13 protein-coding genes are annotated in these 15,419 nt (G+C 68.7%); 1 reads left to right on the forward strand and 12 read right to left on the reverse strand.

What is annotated here, in order from left to right:
• Window positions 1-53 precede the first annotated feature (53 nt).
• From ACO2TI_RS13660 to ubiM, 6 genes are all read right to left on the reverse strand, one after another.
• Complete coding sequence (locus ACO2TI_RS13660) at window positions 54-3,131, reverse strand: response regulator (RefSeq protein WP_423285018.1); 3,078 nt, start codon at window positions 3,129-3,131, stop codon at window positions 54-56.
• 48 nt (window positions 3,132-3,179) lie between these two features.
• Window positions 3,180-4,172: a substrate-binding domain-containing protein gene (locus ACO2TI_RS13665; RefSeq protein ID WP_423285019.1), complete on the reverse strand. Its 993-nt coding sequence runs from the start codon at window positions 4,170-4,172 to the stop codon at window positions 3,180-3,182.
• Between the two features lie 137 nt (window positions 4,173-4,309).
• Window positions 4,310-4,588 carry a hypothetical protein gene (locus ACO2TI_RS13670; protein ID WP_423285020.1) on the reverse strand — a complete coding sequence of 93 codons (279 nt, stop codon included), beginning with the start codon at window positions 4,586-4,588 and terminating at the stop codon, window positions 4,310-4,312.
• A complete protein-coding gene (locus ACO2TI_RS13675) occupies window positions 4,585-4,809 on the reverse strand; it encodes a hypothetical protein (RefSeq protein ID WP_423285021.1) in 225 nt (74 codons plus the stop codon). Before ACO2TI_RS13675 ends, ACO2TI_RS13670 begins: the two co-directional genes overlap by 4 nt.
• Before the next feature lie 93 nt (window positions 4,810-4,902).
• Window positions 4,903-5,397 (reverse strand): hemerythrin domain-containing protein, encoded by a 495-nt coding sequence (locus ACO2TI_RS13680; RefSeq protein ID WP_423285022.1) that lies wholly within the window; start codon window positions 5,395-5,397, stop codon window positions 4,903-4,905.
• On the reverse strand, window positions 5,394-6,653 hold the full coding sequence (gene ubiM, locus ACO2TI_RS13685; protein WP_423285023.1) for a 5-demethoxyubiquinol-8 5-hydroxylase UbiM: 1,260 nt from the start codon (window positions 6,651-6,653) through the stop codon (window positions 5,394-5,396). Before ubiM ends, ACO2TI_RS13680 begins: the two co-directional genes overlap by 4 nt.
• Window positions 6,654-6,818: 165 nt before the next feature.
• On the opposite strand from ubiM, the gene ACO2TI_RS13690 reads away from it, so the two are divergent.
• A complete protein-coding gene (locus ACO2TI_RS13690) occupies window positions 6,819-7,616 on the forward strand; it encodes an MBL fold metallo-hydrolase (RefSeq protein WP_423285024.1) in 798 nt (265 codons plus the stop codon).
• Between the two features lie 23 nt (window positions 7,617-7,639).
• Here the strand turns inward: ACO2TI_RS13690 and ACO2TI_RS13695 are convergent, their stop codons facing one another.
• The 6 genes from ACO2TI_RS13695 to dnaN form a co-directional block, all read right to left on the reverse strand.
• Complete coding sequence (locus ACO2TI_RS13695) at window positions 7,640-8,047, reverse strand: RidA family protein (RefSeq protein ID WP_423285026.1); 408 nt, start codon at window positions 8,045-8,047, stop codon at window positions 7,640-7,642.
• Between the two features lie 81 nt (window positions 8,048-8,128).
• Complete coding sequence (locus tag ACO2TI_RS13700; RefSeq protein WP_423285028.1) at window positions 8,129-9,034, reverse strand: LysR family transcriptional regulator; 906 nt, start codon at window positions 9,032-9,034, stop codon at window positions 8,129-8,131.
• Between the two features lie 159 nt (window positions 9,035-9,193).
• Window positions 9,194-10,909: an HAD hydrolase family protein gene (locus tag ACO2TI_RS13705; protein ID WP_423285029.1), complete on the reverse strand. Its 1,716-nt coding sequence runs from the start codon at window positions 10,907-10,909 to the stop codon at window positions 9,194-9,196.
• Window positions 10,910-11,003: 94 nt separating this feature from the next.
• Window positions 11,004-11,567, reverse strand: a complete 564-nt coding sequence (locus ACO2TI_RS13710; RefSeq protein ID WP_423285031.1) for a hypothetical protein — start codon at window positions 11,565-11,567, stop codon at window positions 11,004-11,006.
• Window positions 11,568-11,666: 99 nt separating this feature from the next.
• A complete protein-coding gene (gyrB, locus tag ACO2TI_RS13715) occupies window positions 11,667-14,165 on the reverse strand; it encodes a DNA topoisomerase (ATP-hydrolyzing) subunit B (protein WP_423285032.1) in 2,499 nt (832 codons plus the stop codon).
• 117 nt (window positions 14,166-14,282) lie between these two features.
• Window positions 14,283-15,389, reverse strand: coding sequence for a DNA polymerase III subunit beta (dnaN, locus tag ACO2TI_RS13720; protein WP_423285034.1), 1,107 nt, complete (start codon window positions 15,387-15,389; stop codon window positions 14,283-14,285).
• Between the last annotated feature and the right edge of the window lie 30 nt (window positions 15,390-15,419).

The raw sequence follows: 15,419 nt of genomic DNA on the forward strand, positions 1-15,419 counted from the left end.
TCCTGCGGTTGCGGGGCGCGCCGGCGCAGCCTACTCCACGCGAGCTCGCTCCCTCAGGCCCGGGCCGCCTGCTGCATCGCCCGCAGCGCCGCGATCACGGCCTCGAGGTGGGCCTCGGCGGCCTTGAAGAGCGTGTCGACCTCGCCCGCGGCGGCATGCTCCGAGCAGGCATGTTCCAGTGCGGCGGCCGCGGCGGAGAGATCCGTCGCTCCGAGCGTCGCGGCCAGGCACTTCAGATCGTGCGCGAGGCGCTGCGCCGTCTCGTCGTCGCCCGCCGCGCGTGCTTCGGCGAAGCGTTCGCCGAAGCGCTCTTCCTGCTCGATGAACATGCTGACGACGCGCCGATAGAGCTGCTCGTTGCCGCGCATGCCGGCCAGCGCCGCGCGGCTGTCCGTGGACGCCGCGGCCGCCTGGGGCCGGCGGATCCAGCGCGCCAGCGTCGCGAACAGCTCCTCGACGCGGATCGGCTTGGCGATGTGGTCGTTCATGCCGGCCTCGAGCACCTTCTCGCGGTCGCCCACCATCGCGTTGGCCGTCATCGCGATCACCGGCAGGTCGCGCCATTGCGGGTGCTGGCGCAGCGCGCGCGTGGCCGCGTAGCCGTCCATCACCGGCATCTGGCAGTCCATCAGCACCAGATCGAAGGGTTCTCGCTCCAGGCATTCGAGCGCCTCGCGGCCGTTGCTGGCGATGCGCAGCGCGACGCCGGTGTCGCCGAGCAGGTCGCGCGCGAGCTCCTGGTTCACCTCGTTGTCCTCGACCAGCAGGATGCGCGCGCCGACCAGGCTGTCGCGGTGCTGGCCCAGCGCCTCGTCGTGGCGCTCGGCGCGCAGCGGCACGCGCCCCGGCAGCTTGAGCGCCGCCAGACAGCTGTCGAGCAGGGTCGAAGGCGTGACCGGCTTGGTCAGCGTCGCGGCCGCGGTGAGCCTCTCGGCGGCGAGGCGCTGCGCCACGTCCTCGCGGCTGAACGCGGTGAGCATCAGCACCGGCGGCGGCGGGTGGAGCAGGTCCATGCGGGCCAGCTGCGCCAGGCATTCGATGCCGTCGAGCACGGGCATCCTCCAGTCCAGCAGCAGCAGCTGGAACGGCCGGCCCTGCCGGTCGGCCGCCTCGATTGCGCGCAGCGCCGCGCCGCCGTGGTCGACCGCGGTCGGCAGCATCCCCAGGCTGGCCGTCATCCTGGCCAGCAGCTCGCGCGCCACCGCGTTGTCGTCGGCGATCAGCACGCGCCGCCCGCGCAGGCCGTCGCTGCGGCGCGCGTCGAACCCCGACGCCGCCTGCACGCGCAGCCCGAGGCGGGCCGTGAAGCTGAAGCGGCTGCCGCGCCCGGGCTCGCTGTCGAGCTCGATGCGCCCGCCCATCAGGCGCACCAGATGGCGGCAGATGACCAGGCCCAGCCCGGTGCCGCCGTAGCGCCGGCTGGTGGACGCGTCGGCCTGCGAGAAGGGCTGGAACAGGCGCTGCTGTTGCTCGCGCGAGATGCCGATGCCGCTGTCGCGCACCTCGAAGCGCAGCACCACGCTGGCGGCGTCGCGCTCGATCTCCTCGACCTTGACGACGATCTCGCCGCGCTCGGTGAACTTGACCGCGTTGTTGCCCAGGTTGATCAGCACCTGGCCCAGGCGCATCGGGTCGCCGCTGAGCGCGGTCGGCAGCCCCGGCGCGAGCTCGAACACCAGCTCCAGCCCCTTGTCCTCGGCCTTCATGCCGACTTGCGTGGCCAGGTTGTCGAGCACGTCGCCGAGGTCGAACGGGATGTCCTCCATGTCCAGGTGGCCGGCCTCGATCTTGGAGAGGTCGAGGATGTCGTTGATGATGCCCAGCAGCGACTCGGCCGAGCGGTGCACCTTCTGCACGTAGTTGAGCTGCTGCGCGTTGAGGCCGCTTTGCAGCGCGAGGTAGGACATGCCGAGGATGGCGTTCATCGGCGTGCGGATCTCGTGGCTCATATTGGCGAGGAACTCGCTCTTCGCGCGGTTGGACACCTCGGCCTCGAGCCGCGCCTGGCGGTCGGCCTCGGCCTGTTTGCGCTCGGTGAGGTCGACCACGAAGGCGACGCCGCGGTCCTGCGAATCGGCCAGGAACGCCGCGCCGATGAGCACCGGCACCAGGCTGCCGTCCTTGCGGATGTAGTGCTTCTCGTAGGTCTGGCAGCGGCCGGTGCGGCGCAGCTCCTCGGCCGCGATGCGGTCGGCCTCGGCGCACTCCGGCGGCGTGAGCCGCGCCCAGTTGACGACGCCGGCCTCGAGGTCCTCGCGCGTGTAGCCCACGAGGGCCAGGAAGGCGTCGTTCGCCTCGTGGATCGCGCCCGCGAGATCCCAGAAGAAGACGCCGATGATGCTGGACTCGACCAGCCGGCGCAGGCCGGCCTGGCTGGCGTGCAGCGCCTGCTGCGTCTCGTGCTGCTCGCGCGTGCGCTGCTCGATGCGCTCGCCCATCGCGTTGATGCCGCGCTGCAGCGCGCCGATCTCGTCATCCGCGGCGAGGTCGGCGATGCGCGCGCCGAAGTCGCCTTGCTCGATGCGGTTGACACAGCCCAGCGTGGCGTCGATGCGGCGCATCAGCCAGCGCCCGAACAGGTGGACCGCGATCGCGTTCAGGCACAGCGCCGCCAGCGTGATGCCGGCGATCGGGCGCATGAAGCGCAGCATCGCCGCGTGGAGCTCCCTGCGCGAGACGGCCACGCCGACCAGCCAGTCGATCGGGTGCAGCGTCTGGAAAACGGCCATGCGGCGGTCGCCCTGGTAGACGTACTCCAGCGAGCCGGTCTCGCGCCGCACCATCTCGGCGACGAACTCGTTGCGCGCGCGCTCGCCCAGCGTGCGGTCGGGGTGGTAGATGACGCGCAGATCGTTCTTCTCGACGATGAACAGGCTGGCCGACGCGAAGCCTTGCTTCGCGCGCAGGTGCTCCAGCTGCGCCGCGGCCTCCTTGCTGGCCGCGACCACGCCGGAGCGGTCGAGCTGCTGGCGGATGGCTTGCGTGGCCGTCTGCAGCTCGAGGCGCATCAGGCGCTGGTGCGACTCGCGCTCGGCCGCCTCGATGAAGAACAGCGCCGCGGCCAGCACCGCGAGGGTCATGACCAGGATCACCGCCAGCGAGAGCAGGTTCAGCCGGGTTGCGATCCTCACCGCCGTCTCCCTGGTGCGTGGCCGTTCGTACCTGCCGGTGCGCGCGCGTCAGAACCTGAACTGGTCCACGTTGTCCTTCGTGAACCGAAGGACCGGCAGCGCCACTTGCATGCTGATCGCGTCCTGGCGCGGCGTGAAGCTGCCGAGGCTGCCGGCCTTGAACGGCTGGCCGACCTTGAGCCCGCCGGCCAGCAGCTCGCGCGCGCTGTAGACCGTGAGGTAGCCGTGGTCCGGCGCGTTCCACAGCAGCACGGTCTTGACCGTGCCGTCCTTCAGGAACTCGCGCATCTGGTTGGGCGTGGAGTTGCCCACCACCGCCACCTTGCCGGCCTGGCCCGCCTCGCGCACGGCACGCGCAACGCCCGGCAGGTTGGGCGCGCCCAGCGCGACGATGGCCTTCAGCCCCGGAATCGAGGCCAGGTAGTCCTGCGCGATGCGGTAGGCGCCTTCGGTGCTCTCGCCGGCGGGGCGCACGTCGACGATGCGCAGGCCGGGGTACTTAGCGTACATCGTGCGCTTCATCGCGTCGATCCAGCTGGTCTGGTTGGGCGCGCTGAAACTGGTGGTCACGACGGCGAGATCGCCCTTGGCGCCGATCTCCTGCGTGAGCACCTCGACGAGCTGATCGCCGAAGTCCTGGAAATCGACCAGGTTGACGAAGAACTCGCGCTGCCGGCTGTCGCCGTCCCAGCTGATGACCCGGATGCCGGCGCGCTGCGCCTTGGCGAGCACCGGCGCGATGCTCACCGGGTCGTTGGCCGCGACCGCGATCAGGTCCGGCTTGGTGGGAATGAGGCGCTCGATCAGGTCGATCTGCTTTTCGACCTGGTCCTGGGCCGGGCCGACCCAGGTGATCGCGACGTCCGGCAGCTCCTTCGCCGCGGCATCGATGCCGCGCTTGACGGCGTCGTAGTAGGCGATGCCGACCAGCTTGGGAATGATGACGATGCGCCAGGCGCGCTGCTGCGCCGCAGCGGGCAGGATGACCAGCGCCGGCAGCAGCGCGGCGGCCTGGACAAGCGTTCTGCGCAAGCGGTGCATGCTTCGCTCCACGCAAGGGCCGGGCCGCGCGAGCCCCGCGGCGCCGACATCAACCCGCCCTGAAGGGTGCTTGGTAACCCGCCGGCGATCATGCGCCGATGCGCCGGGTTGTCAACACGCGGCAGCGGGGGACGGGCTCAGGCGAGGTCGTACGTCGTGCGCAGGTCGTTGACGATCGCGCGGAACTCGGCCTGGCCCTGCGGCCAGTGCATGAAGCCGGTCTGGAACGCGACGATGTCCCAGTTGCGTCCGCGGACATCGCGCTCGTGGAGCCTCGGCACGGCGATGCGAAGCGTGAACGAAGGATCCTGCGCGATGGCGTCGCGCAGCATCGGCACCGCGCGCAGGCGCTGTTCGACCAGGCTGGCGAGCAGCTGCGCCTGCAGAGCTTGCTTCGCGCAGGCCGGCTGGGTCACTTGAGACGCTCGACCAGCTGCTTGCAGATGTTGTCGCCGGTCGTCGTCAGACGCAGCCAGCCGCCGCACCACTCCAGCCAGTTCAGGGCCACATAGTCCTCGATGTAGCCTTCGGCGATATCGCCGGCACGACGTCGCGCCAGCAGATCAACCGTGCCGGGAAGAGCGTCGCGCAGCGTTTCGCGGCGCAACGCGGGGGAGAGATGCAAAGCGGCTGTCATGTGGGGCTCCGGTGGCGAGAACCACGATACACCCATGCCGGGGCATACCTGTGCCGACGCGATGGACATTCGATCGGCGCTCGAGACACCTCATCAGCCCGACTGGCCCGCCGGCGCCGGAGAACAGCTGCCCGAGCCGCAGCCGCTGATCGGCGCCTCGGGCAGCAGCTCGGGGCGAGCGAGCTCGCCCGAGGCGGCGTCGAAGCCGACGCTGCGCAGGTGCAGCGCCAGCGCGGCGTCCATGGTCTGCGCATGCTGCGGGAACCACTGCGCCAGCTCACCGGCCATCTGCCGGATCACGTCGAGCCGGCCCGCGCGGCCCAGTTCCAGCCCCTCGCGCATCACGCGCAGCACCACGCCGTGCTGCGTGGTGTGGCAGTTGACCGAGCTGAAGCCGGTCTCGCGCATCCACCGGTCTTCCTGGCCGAAGTGGTGGTCGGTGTGGTCGATGAGCGCGGCCCAGGCGGCGATCAAGGTGTCGTCGGCCGCGCGCGCGACGATCGAAAGCAGGTCAACGAACTCGCGGTGCGTGTCGTCCATGGCGGGCAGTTGCAGGGCGAGCGCGTCGGTCCAGGTCAGTTCGGTCATGGCAGCAGTTCTCTCGGGGTGGGTCGCGGCTCGCGCACGCGGGTGGCGCCGCCTTCGGTGAGCTGGCGCGCGACGAAGCGCTTCACGAGCCCGCTGAACAGCGGCATCTGCTCGCTGGCATCCATCACCAGCCGGCGCGCCATGCGAGCGAGCGGCCGGTCATCGGTGAACAGCGAGACGACCGCGTTGGTGCCGGCATACAGCGGCCACGTGCGGCGCCAATGCGCGCGCTCGAAGGCCTGCAGGGCCGCAGGGTCGCCGAGGTCGCGGCCTGCGCGGCGCGCCGCCGCAAGCTCGCGCGCCAGGGCCTCCACGCCATGCAGGCCGAGGTTCCAGCCCTGAGCGGTGACCGGGTGCATGCCGACCGCGGCATCGCCGATCAACGCAAAGCGGCGCGCGACGAAACGCTGCGCATGCACACCCACGAGCGGGTAGTGGTGGCGCGCGCCGACGAGCGCGAGCCGGCCCAGCCGATGCGCCGCCTGCGCTTCGACACGCGCCGCGAACTCGGCGTCGGGCAAGTCCAGCCATTCGGGCGCCGCATCGCTGGCCACGGTGAGCACCACCGAGCTGCGCTGACCGCTCATCGGCAACAGCGCCAGGGTGTTGCCGTAGCGAAAGCATTCCCAGGCGATGCCGTCGTGCGGCCGCTCGTGCTCGACGCAAGCCAGGATCACGCTGCGGCCGAAGTCGCGCATTGACGCGCCGATGCCGGCCAGGCGGCGGGTCGGCGAGAAGCGGCTGTCGGCCGCCACGACGAGCGCGGCGTCGAAGCGTCGGCCATCGGCCAGGCGCACCCCGGCACGCTGCGCATCCAGGTGCAGCGAGGCGACCTGCGCGCCGCCGTGCACGCGCACCTGCGCGCGCGAGCTCGCGGCAGCGAACGCCGCGGCGCGGATGTGACGATTGGCCACCAGCCAGCCCAGCGGTCCGTCCGTGCCGGGCCGCGGCGTGAAGCGCAGCGGCTGCTGGCGCCCATCGCCATCGAGCACGCGCGCCTCGTGCAGCGGCGCGATGGCCTGTGCCGGCAGGCGCGACCACAGTCCCAGCTCGGTCATCAGCCGGCGCGAGCGATAGGTCAGTGCGATCTCGCGGCCGTCATCGGCCGGCGCTTCCAGCGCGGCCAACGCTTGCTGCTCGAAGACGTCGACCTGCAGGCCCGCATCGGCCAACGCACAGGCGAGCGCCAGCGCCGCCGGGCCGGCGCCGACGACGAGCACGTCGGCGGGGGCAGGGGACGATGGCGTTGCTCGCATCGTGCGCATCCTGCAGAAGGCCGCGCCCGCGCGCCTTGACGCCGGTCATGCATCGGCGACTCCGGAGGCCGGCGACTGCCATCACGCCGAACCCTGAGCTGGCTCAAGTCCGCGCGGTGCGCGGCGCCCTAGCATCCGCGCCCCTGCCGGCTGTGGACCCGACCCGTGCCCATTGAACTCTTTCGCCATCGCGACCATGCCTGCCTGATGTTCTGCGACCTGATGGACGAAGGCCACGAGGCCGTGCAGTCCAACCAGTTCCTCGTCATCGACCATGGCGCGGGCGCGATCATCGACCCCGGCGGCAACATCGCCTTCAACGAACTGTTTGTCGGCATGACGCGGCACTTCTCGCCGCACAGGCTCAGCTACCTGCTCGCCTCGCACGCCGATCCGGACATCATCGCCTCGCTCGATCGCTGGCTCACGTCAACATCGGCGAAGCTGGTGATCTCGCGCGTGTGGGAGCGCTTCGTTCCGCACTTCGCCAAGAGCGGCAAGACGCTCGAGCGCGTGATCGGCGTGCCGGACGCCGGCGGCCGACTGCCGCTGGGCGAGAGCGAGCTGTGGCTGCTGCCCGCGCACTTCCTTCACTCGGAAGGCAACTTCCACTTCTACGATCCGGTCAGCCGCATCCTGTTCACGGGCGACCTTGGGGTTTCGCTCACCAGCGGCGCGAAGGCGAAGACGGCGGTTCGCGACCTCGCTGCGCACATTCCGCTGATGGAAGGCTTCCACCGCCGCTACATGGTGTCGAACAAGGTGCTGCGCCTGTGGGCGCGCATGGCGCGGCGACTGGACATTGCGATGCTGGTGCCGCAGCACGGCGCGCCGATCGAGGGCAGGGCGGCGATTGCCGACTTCTTCGACTGGGTCGAGCAGTTGCAGTGTGGCGTTGATCTGCTCGATCAGGGAGCGTATCGGCTGCCGGAGGCGGCGATCCACCCGCCGGCACGGCGGTAGGGAAGGGATCGTCCCGAGAACCGTCACGGGTGTTCAGGAAGTTTGGCCAACGCTTCGATCTCGATGAGCGTGTCGCGCGATGCCAGCGAGGCCACGCCGATGCCCGTCAAGGCAGGGCGGACCGCAGCAAAGTGGCGAGCGAGCACCGGCACGATCTGCGACATGCCGTCGGCCAGTTCGCCGCGGACATACACGCGCAGCTGCAAAACGTCTTCGAGCGAGGCGTCGGCCTCTTTCAGCACCGTGGCCAGGTGCTCGATCGCGCCTTCGGCCTGACCGGCGAGCGTGGCATGTCGGACACGCGACTCGCGGTCCCAGTCGACCTGGCCCGATACGAAGACGAATCCCGACGCCAGGTCCACCTTGGCTTGCGACATGCCGACGGGTGCGCCGTCATAAAGGCCGGGGGGATTGACCAGCTTCGTGCCCATGCACAGTCCCATGCTGAGTTGCGATGCTCGACAGCTTAGGAACGGCCCGAGCCGCGCACCATGTCGGCACGCTTGTAGCGGTCACAAGCGCCGCTCGCTTGCTGCACCGAACCTTGTGCGTACGTGGTCGAGCACCCAGGTCAGCAGCGGGTCGGACATCGCCAGCGGATGGTAGGCCGCAACCACCTGGAAGCCGGGCGGATGCTTCTCGAGTGGCACCTCGAACAGCCCGTCGCAAGGCAGCAGCCGCGACGGCATGAAGGCCACCATGTCGGTCTGCCGCAGGTACTCGAGCGCCATGAAGAACGACGGCACCGACACCACCACGCGGCGCCGCAGGCCCTGCTGCTCGAACCAGCTTCCCGCCGAGCCGTCAAAGCCGGGCACGGCCGGGGACACGACGAGGAAGTCATGGGCCACGAGCGATTCCAAGGACAGTTCGCCGCGCCCTTCGCTCAGCGGCCTGGCGGCGACGCACACGTACCTCTCGGTGAAGAGCGGGATCGAGAGCAGGCCTTCGGGCACATAGCCGTTCGACGTGAAGGCCACGTCGATTTCACCCTCCTGCATCCGACGGACCAAGCCGGCGCTCTCGATGTTGGAGATCTTCACCTTGACCCGCGGCGCCGCGCGGCGAAGTTCGCGAACCAGGTCGCCGACGATGATGCGTTGCGCATGATCCGTGGCCGAGATGGCCAAGCTGCGCTCGATGTCCTCCAGCGGAGCCGACGTCGGCATCGGCATGGCGTGGATCAGCGCCAGTAACTGGCGGACATGGGGCTGTATCAGCTGACCATAAGCCGTCGGTACCATGCCGCGACCCGTGCGTACGAACAGCGGGTCGCCAAGAATCGCTCTGATTCGCTTGAGCTGCAGGCTCACGGCTTGCTGCGAGACATCGAGCGCCTCGGCCGCCGCCGACACGGTCCTTTGCTCATACAGGGCGCTGAGCGTCCGGAGATGGTTGAGTTCCAGCTTGTCGATCATCTCTGAGCCATTTGCACCCACCCTAGACACGAGCGTTGAATCCCGCCGCAGCGCTACCCCGGCCGGCCAGTCGCGGAAATCTACAACGCAGGGCGCCACAGTTGCGGCTTGGCCCCTGACGGCAGATCGACGCGTTGCGGTCGAGCAAGCGCCCGGCACCTACGCCGACAGCGTGTAGCGCCGCTCGATCGCCGCGCGCAGCAGGCTGCGCGCGCGCTGCGGATTCACGTCCGCCAGCGCCTCGATGCGCCGCACCTCCTCGGCCAGCGTGTCGTCCTTGATGCCGGTGGCGATCCAGCGCGAGACGTCGCCGCGCCGGAAGTGGTGTTCCCACACTTCGTCGCCCACACCGTCGGCCATCTCCATGAACATCAACAGGTTCTGCGCGCGCAGGTTGAGCTTGTCCTGGGGTCCACGGAAGTAGAAGCAGCGGTCCGGCGGCAGCTCGCCCTCGACGTATTTGCGCGTGTGCCGGCGATGCTCGGTGCGCGTCGGGTGCGGTCTTGCGCGCATCGGGCCCGCGCCGTCGTCAGGCCGCCAGAAGAGGATCTCGCCGCGCTCGATCGCCGCGTCTTCGTCGTCGAGCGCCAGAGGCCGCCCGGTGGCCCGGGCGAGCTGGCGCAGGTTCTCGGCCGGCTGCTCGCCGACGACGACCACGGTGTCGACCCACCGCAGCGCCGCTTCGGCGACCAGGTCGGGGTGGACGGTGACCAGCACGGCCGCAGGCAGCCGCTGCGGCAGCACCGACTCGAGCGACTGCTGCGACGCCGCCGGGAACAGGTGATGGACTTCGTCGATGAAGATCCAGTGCGGATGGCCCGTCTGCGCGCGCTGTGCCGCGAGGCGCGGCAGCAGCTCCAGAAAGAATGCGGGCCGGTCATGCAGGCGCATGCCCAACAGGTTCAACACGGCGTTCTCGCCGCGCTTGAACAGCTGCATCGCCTCGTCGGCACCGACGGCGCGTTGCGGATGGCCCAGCGTCACCGCCGCCTCGAGCCCTTCATAGTCGCCCTCGGGATCGATGACCGCAAAGCTGTAGCCGTGCGCGGCAATGCGCTCGAGCAGCCCCTTGGCCACCGTCGACTTGCCGCTGCCGGACGTGCCGGCGATGAGCACGCAGGAACGTCCCGGATCGACGGCCAGCGCGTGCCCGTCGGCGGCGTCGGCAAAGGGGACGAGGCGCCGGGACAGCCCGGCCGATCGGCGCCGGAGGTCGTCGCCGACGAGCTCGTCGATCAGCTCCGCGACGCCCGCGCCGTGATCGCCGGTGGTCACGAGATCGGCCTTCTCCTTCAGCGACGGCAGCGCGTTGGCCACGGCCACAGAGCACTCGCACAGTGCGAGGAAGGCGTGGTCGTTCTCGGCATCGCCGATGCCTACGGCATTGCGCGCCGAAAGCCCGATCTCATCGAGCGCCGCCACCAGCCCGCTGGCTTTGTTCACGCCTGCTGGCAGGATCATCACGGCGCCCTTGTTGAAGATGACCTGCAGTTCGAGGCCGAGCTCCTGGATCGCCTGCAGCACCGCGACGTCGTGGGGCCGCCACGTCGCGACGATGCTTCGCCCCACCGACAGCGGCGCCACGCCGCGCTCGCGCAGCAGCTCTATCAAGGGCTGCGACGGCTCGTCGGCCAGGGGCCGCTCCTCGTCCGTGGCCGGGGTGTAGAGCAAGGCGCCGTTTTCGGCCACGACTTTGTCGAACAGGTCCAGCCGCGGCAGCGCGGTCTTCAGGTCGGGCAGCTCGCGCCCGGTGACCAGCAGGAGCCGGCGTCCGGATTGGCGCACGCGCTCGAGCGCAGCTAGCGTCGCCTCGTCGACCACGCCATGGTGGGCGATCGTGCCGTCATAGTCGCAACACAGGGCAAGGTAGCGCATCGCGGTGCCCGCATGCGGCACGCCGTGGCGCCGCGCTGTCGGCCGCAGCAATCGACGTGCCGTCGAAGGCTGCGTGCCGCCACGCGGCCCCGACTCATCGCCGGCTCAGCCATCCCCAGCCCAGCGATGCGAGCCCCATCGCGATGTAGGCGAAGGCGCCAAACGCAATGGAGAACTTCAGCGTCGCGCAGAACGTGGCCAGTTGCGGCCACGGCGAGCCGAACGATCCCGACAGCATGCGCAGCATCGCGACGTTCTCCACGGCATCCAGCGCACCGGCCAGAAGAATGGCCCACGCGATCATGATCCCGTAGGCCTTCATCGGGCCTGAAGTCGCTTCCGAGATCATCGTGCAGGCCAGCGACAGCGTGAGCGCGCAGGCGGTGAGAAACGCGAAGTCGAGCAAGGTCTGCCTTCGCACCGATGCCACCCCGTCGACGCCGAGTCGCTCGACGATCCACCGTGCATGGGCCGACGTGCCCGGCGCTTCGAGCGAGATCACGCCGAAAGGCAATCGCTCGTCCGAGAGCCGGCCAATCTCCAACAGGTAGCGCGCCAGAAGAATCGTGGCGATCAGCAGGCCTATGCAAAGCGAGGCCTGCAGCAGGCGGGGCCAGCCGGCAAACGGCGCGGCGATGCCGAAGCTGGATTCACTCAACACGCGCTTCTCCGGGAGGGGAATCCGATGGCCGCCCCGATGGCCGACGATACGGTTGATGCCGACGATCGCAACTTCCGGGTGGTCGATCAGGGACGGTCAAACGTCGATATTCCCCGCCCTCAACGCATTGCTCTCGATGAAATCGCGCCGAGGCTCGACCTCGTCGCCCATCAGCATCGTGAACACCCGGTCCGCCTCGATCGCGTCTTCGATCTGCACGCGCAGCAGGCGACGCACGTTGGGGTCCATCGTCGTCTCCCACAGCTGTTCGGGGTTCATCTCGCCCAGGCCCTTGTAGCGCTGGCGACCGACGCTGTTCTCGGCCTGCTGCATCAGCCAGGCCATCGCGGCGCGGAAGTCGCTGACCTGCGCTTCCTTCTGCTTCTCGCCTTCGCCCTTCTTGACGATGGCGCTGGCGCCCACCAGGCCCTTGAACGCGCGCCCGGCGGTGGCCAGGGTTTCGTAGTCGGCGCCGTGCACGAAGTCGGCGCTGATCACGCTGCTCTTCACGTTGCCGTGGTGCTTGCGGCTGATGCGCAGGATGTGCTTGTCCAGCCGCGCGTCGTGTTCGGCCGAGACCTCGGCGTCGTGCAGCGCGGACTTGAGCGCTTGCGCGCTGGTCTCGGCTTCGGCCAGCGTGTCGAGCTTGAGTTCGAGGCCGGCGGCCATGGCGCGCAGGGCTTCCACGTCCATCCAGTTGGCCAGGCGGTCGATCACGTTCTCGGCCATCACGTACTGGCGCGCCAGCGACTCGAGCGTCTCGCCGGCGAGCGTGGCGCCCAGGCCCGTGTCGAGCTGCGCGTCCTGCAGGGCCACCTTGAGCAGGTAGGCGTCGAGTTCGTGCGCGTCTTTCAGGTACTGCTCGTTCTTGCCTTGCTTGACCTTGTACAGCGGCGGCTGCGCGATGTAGATGTGGCCGCGCTCCACCAGCTCGGGCATCTGGCGGTAGAAGAAGGTCAGCAGCAGCGTGCGGATGTGGGCGCCGTCCACGTCCGCGTCGGTCATGATGATGATGCGGTGGTAGCGCAGCTTGTCGGGGTTGAAGTCGTCACCGCCGGTGCCCTTGCCGATGCCGGTGCCCAGGGCGGTGATCAGCGTGACGATCTCGTTGCTCGACAAGAGCTTCTCGTAGCGCGCGCGCTCAACGTTCAGGATCTTGCCGCGCAGCGGCAGGATCGCCTGGAACTTGCGGTCGCGGCCTTGCTTGGCCGAGCCGCCGGCGGAGTCGCCCTCGACGATGTAGATCTCGCACAGCGCGGGATCCTTCTCCTGGCAGTCGGCCAGCTTGCCGGGCAGGCCCAGGCCGTCGAGCACGCCCTTGCGGCGCGTCATCTCGCGCGCCTTGCGCGCCGCCTCGCGGGCGCGCGCGGCCTCGACGATCTTGCCGCAGATGATCTTGGCGTCGTTCGGGTTCTCGAGCAGGAAATCGGTCAGCGTCTTGCTCACCACTTCTTCGACCGGCCCGCGCACTTCGCTCGAGACCAGCTTGTCCTTGGTCTGCGAGCTGAACTTGGGCTCGGGCACCTTCACGCTGACCACACAGGCCAGGCCCTCGCGCATGTCGTCGCCGCTGATCTCGACCTTGGCCTTCTTGGCGAGCTCGTTGTCCTCGATGTACTTGTTGATCACGCGCGTCATCGCCGCGCGCAGGCCGGTGAGGTGGGTGCCGCCGTCGCGCTGCGGGATGTTGTTGGTGAAGCAGAGCACGTTCTCGGCGAAGCCGTCGTTCCACTGCATGGCGACTTCGACGCCGATGTTGGTGTTCTGCTCGCTCATGCGCTCGCCCACCGCGTGGAACACGTTGGGGTTGAGCACGCGCTTGCCCTGGTTGATGAAGTCGACGAAGCCCTTCACGCCGCCGGCGAAGGCGAAGTTGTCTTCCTTCGCGTTGCGTTCGTCGACCAGCTTGATCTTGACGCCGTTGTTCAGGAACGAGAGCTCGCGCAGGCGCTTGGCCAGCACGTCGTAGTGGAAGTCGAAGTTCTGCGTGAAGATCTCGTCGTCGGGCAGGAAGTGCACCTCGGTGCCGCGCTTCTCGGTGTCGCCGATGATCTTCATCGGGCTGATCTCGAAGCCGTCGCGCTGCTCGAGCACGCGGTCCTGCGGCACGCCCTTCTTGAACTCGATCAGGTGCACCTTGCCTTCGCGGCGCACCGTCAGGCGCAGCCACTTCGAAAGCGCGTTGACGCACGAGACGCCCACGCCGTGCAGGCCGCCCGAGACCTTGTAGCTGTTCTGGTTGAACTTGCCGCCGGCGTGCAGCTCGGTCAGCGCGATCTCGGCGGCCGAGCGCTTGGGCTCGTGCTTGTCGTCCATCTTGACGCCGGTGGGGATGCCGCGGCCGTTGTCGATGACGGAGATCGAGTTGTCGGTGTGGATCGTGACGACGATGTCGTCGCAATAGCCGGCGAGCGCCTCGTCGATCGAGTTGTCGACGACCTCGAACACGAGGTGGTGCAAGCCGGTGCCGTCGGAGGTGTCGCCGATGTACATGCCGGGGCGCTTGCGCACCGCTTCCAGGCCTTCGAGGATCTGGATGCTGCCTTCACCGTAGCCGCTGTTGTCGGCGGCCGGTTGCTTGTTGTCGTCGCTCATGTCACTTGCTCACCGGGCCCAAGCGCTAGCCACGGCCCCTTAAGAAACGTCAAAGCGGGCGCTGACGCCCGCTGTTCGATCGGAAGCGGGCAGCGTCCCGGCCCGCCTTGATCCGCGTCAGATGCGCATCGGCATCACGACGTACTTGAACCCGCCTTGTTCCGGCACCGTCACCAGCGCCGAGCTGTTGGCGTCCTGCAGCGACAGGCCCACCATCTCCTGGTCCATGTTGGCCAGCGCGTCCATCAGGTAGGTCACGTTGAAGCCGATCTCGATCGCGTCGCCGTTGTAGTCGATCTCGAGCTCTTCCTTGGCCTCTTCCTGTTCGGCGTTGCTGGAGGCGATGCGCAGCACGCCGGGCTCGAAGTTGAGCCGCACGCCCTTGAACTTCTCGCTCGTCAGGATGGCCGCGCGCTGCAGGCTGGACAGCAGGGCGACGCGGCCCACCGACAGGTGGTTCTTGTGGTTCTTGGGGATCACGCGGTTGTAGTCGGGGAACTTGCCCTCGACCAGCTTGGTGACGAACTCCAGCCCCGCGAACGCGAACTTGGCCTGGTTGCCGGCGAAGCGCATCTCGATCGGCGAGTCGTCGTCCTTGAGCAGGCGCTGCAGCTCGAGCACGGTCTTGCGCGGCAGGATCACGTCCTGCTTGGGCATCTCGACGTCGAGCGTGGCCTGCGCGAGCGCGAGGCGGTGGCCGTCGGTGGCCACGAGCGTGAGCGTCTTGCCCTCGGCGACGAACAGGATGCCGTTGAGGTAGTAGCGGATGTCGTGCACCGCCATCGCGAAGTGCACCTGGTTGATGAGGCTCTTGAGCGTCTTCTGCGGCACGCTGAACGCGGGGCCGAAGTCGGCGGCCTCCTGCACCAGCGGAAAGTCGTCGGCCGGCAGCGTTTGAAGCGTGAAGCGGCTCTTGCCGCCGGTGAGCGTGAGCTTGCTCTGGTTGGAGCTCAGGCTCACGGTCTGGTCGGCCGGCAGGGTGCGCAGGATGTCGATCAGCTTGCGCGCGCCGACCGTGGTGCTGAAGTTGCCCGTGTCGCCGTCGAACTCGGCACGCGTGCGCACCTGGATCTCGAGGTCGCTGGTCGTGAACTCGACCTGATCGCCGAGCTTGCGCAGCAGCACGTTGGCCAGCACCGGCAAGGTGTGCCGCCGTTCGACGATGCCGGCCACCGCCTGCAGCGCGCTCAGCAGTTTTTCCTGCGTGCCTTTCAACACAATCATGTCAGCCTCTTAAAGGTGGTCGTTGTAGTG

The sequence above is a fragment of the Caldimonas sp. KR1-144 genome (assembly GCF_049446155.1).
GTDB lineage: Bacteria > Pseudomonadota > Gammaproteobacteria > Burkholderiales > Burkholderiaceae_C > Rivibacter.

What these genes read in the sequence shown, in the direction of transcription:
- ACO2TI_RS13675 (WP_423285021.1), bottom strand. Translation starts at nt 4,809, where the DNA reads ATGACAGCCGCTTTGCATCTCTCCCCCGCGTTGCGCCGCGAAACGCTG.
- ubiM (WP_423285023.1), bottom strand. Translation starts at nt 6,653, where the DNA reads ATGCGAGCAACGCCATCGTCCCCTGCCCCCGCCGACGTGCTCGTCGTC.
- ACO2TI_RS13705 (WP_423285029.1), bottom strand. Translation starts at nt 10,909, where the DNA reads ATGCGCTACCTTGCCCTGTGTTGCGACTATGACGGCACGATCGCCCAC.
- dnaN (WP_423285034.1), bottom strand. Translation starts at nt 15,389, where the DNA reads ATGATTGTGTTGAAAGGCACGCAGGAAAAACTGCTGAGCGCGCTGCAG.
- gyrB (WP_423285032.1), bottom strand. Translation starts at nt 14,165, where the DNA reads ATGAGCGACGACAACAAGCAACCGGCCGCCGACAACAGCGGCTACGGT.
- ACO2TI_RS13680 (WP_423285022.1), bottom strand. Translation starts at nt 5,397, where the DNA reads ATGACCGAACTGACCTGGACCGACGCGCTCGCCCTGCAACTGCCCGCC.
- ACO2TI_RS13700 (WP_423285028.1), bottom strand. Translation starts at nt 9,034, where the DNA reads ATGATCGACAAGCTGGAACTCAACCATCTCCGGACGCTCAGCGCCCTG.
- ACO2TI_RS13695 (WP_423285026.1), bottom strand. Translation starts at nt 8,047, where the DNA reads ATGGGCACGAAGCTGGTCAATCCCCCCGGCCTTTATGACGGCGCACCC.
- ACO2TI_RS13665 (WP_423285019.1), bottom strand. Translation starts at nt 4,172, where the DNA reads ATGCACCGCTTGCGCAGAACGCTTGTCCAGGCCGCCGCGCTGCTGCCG.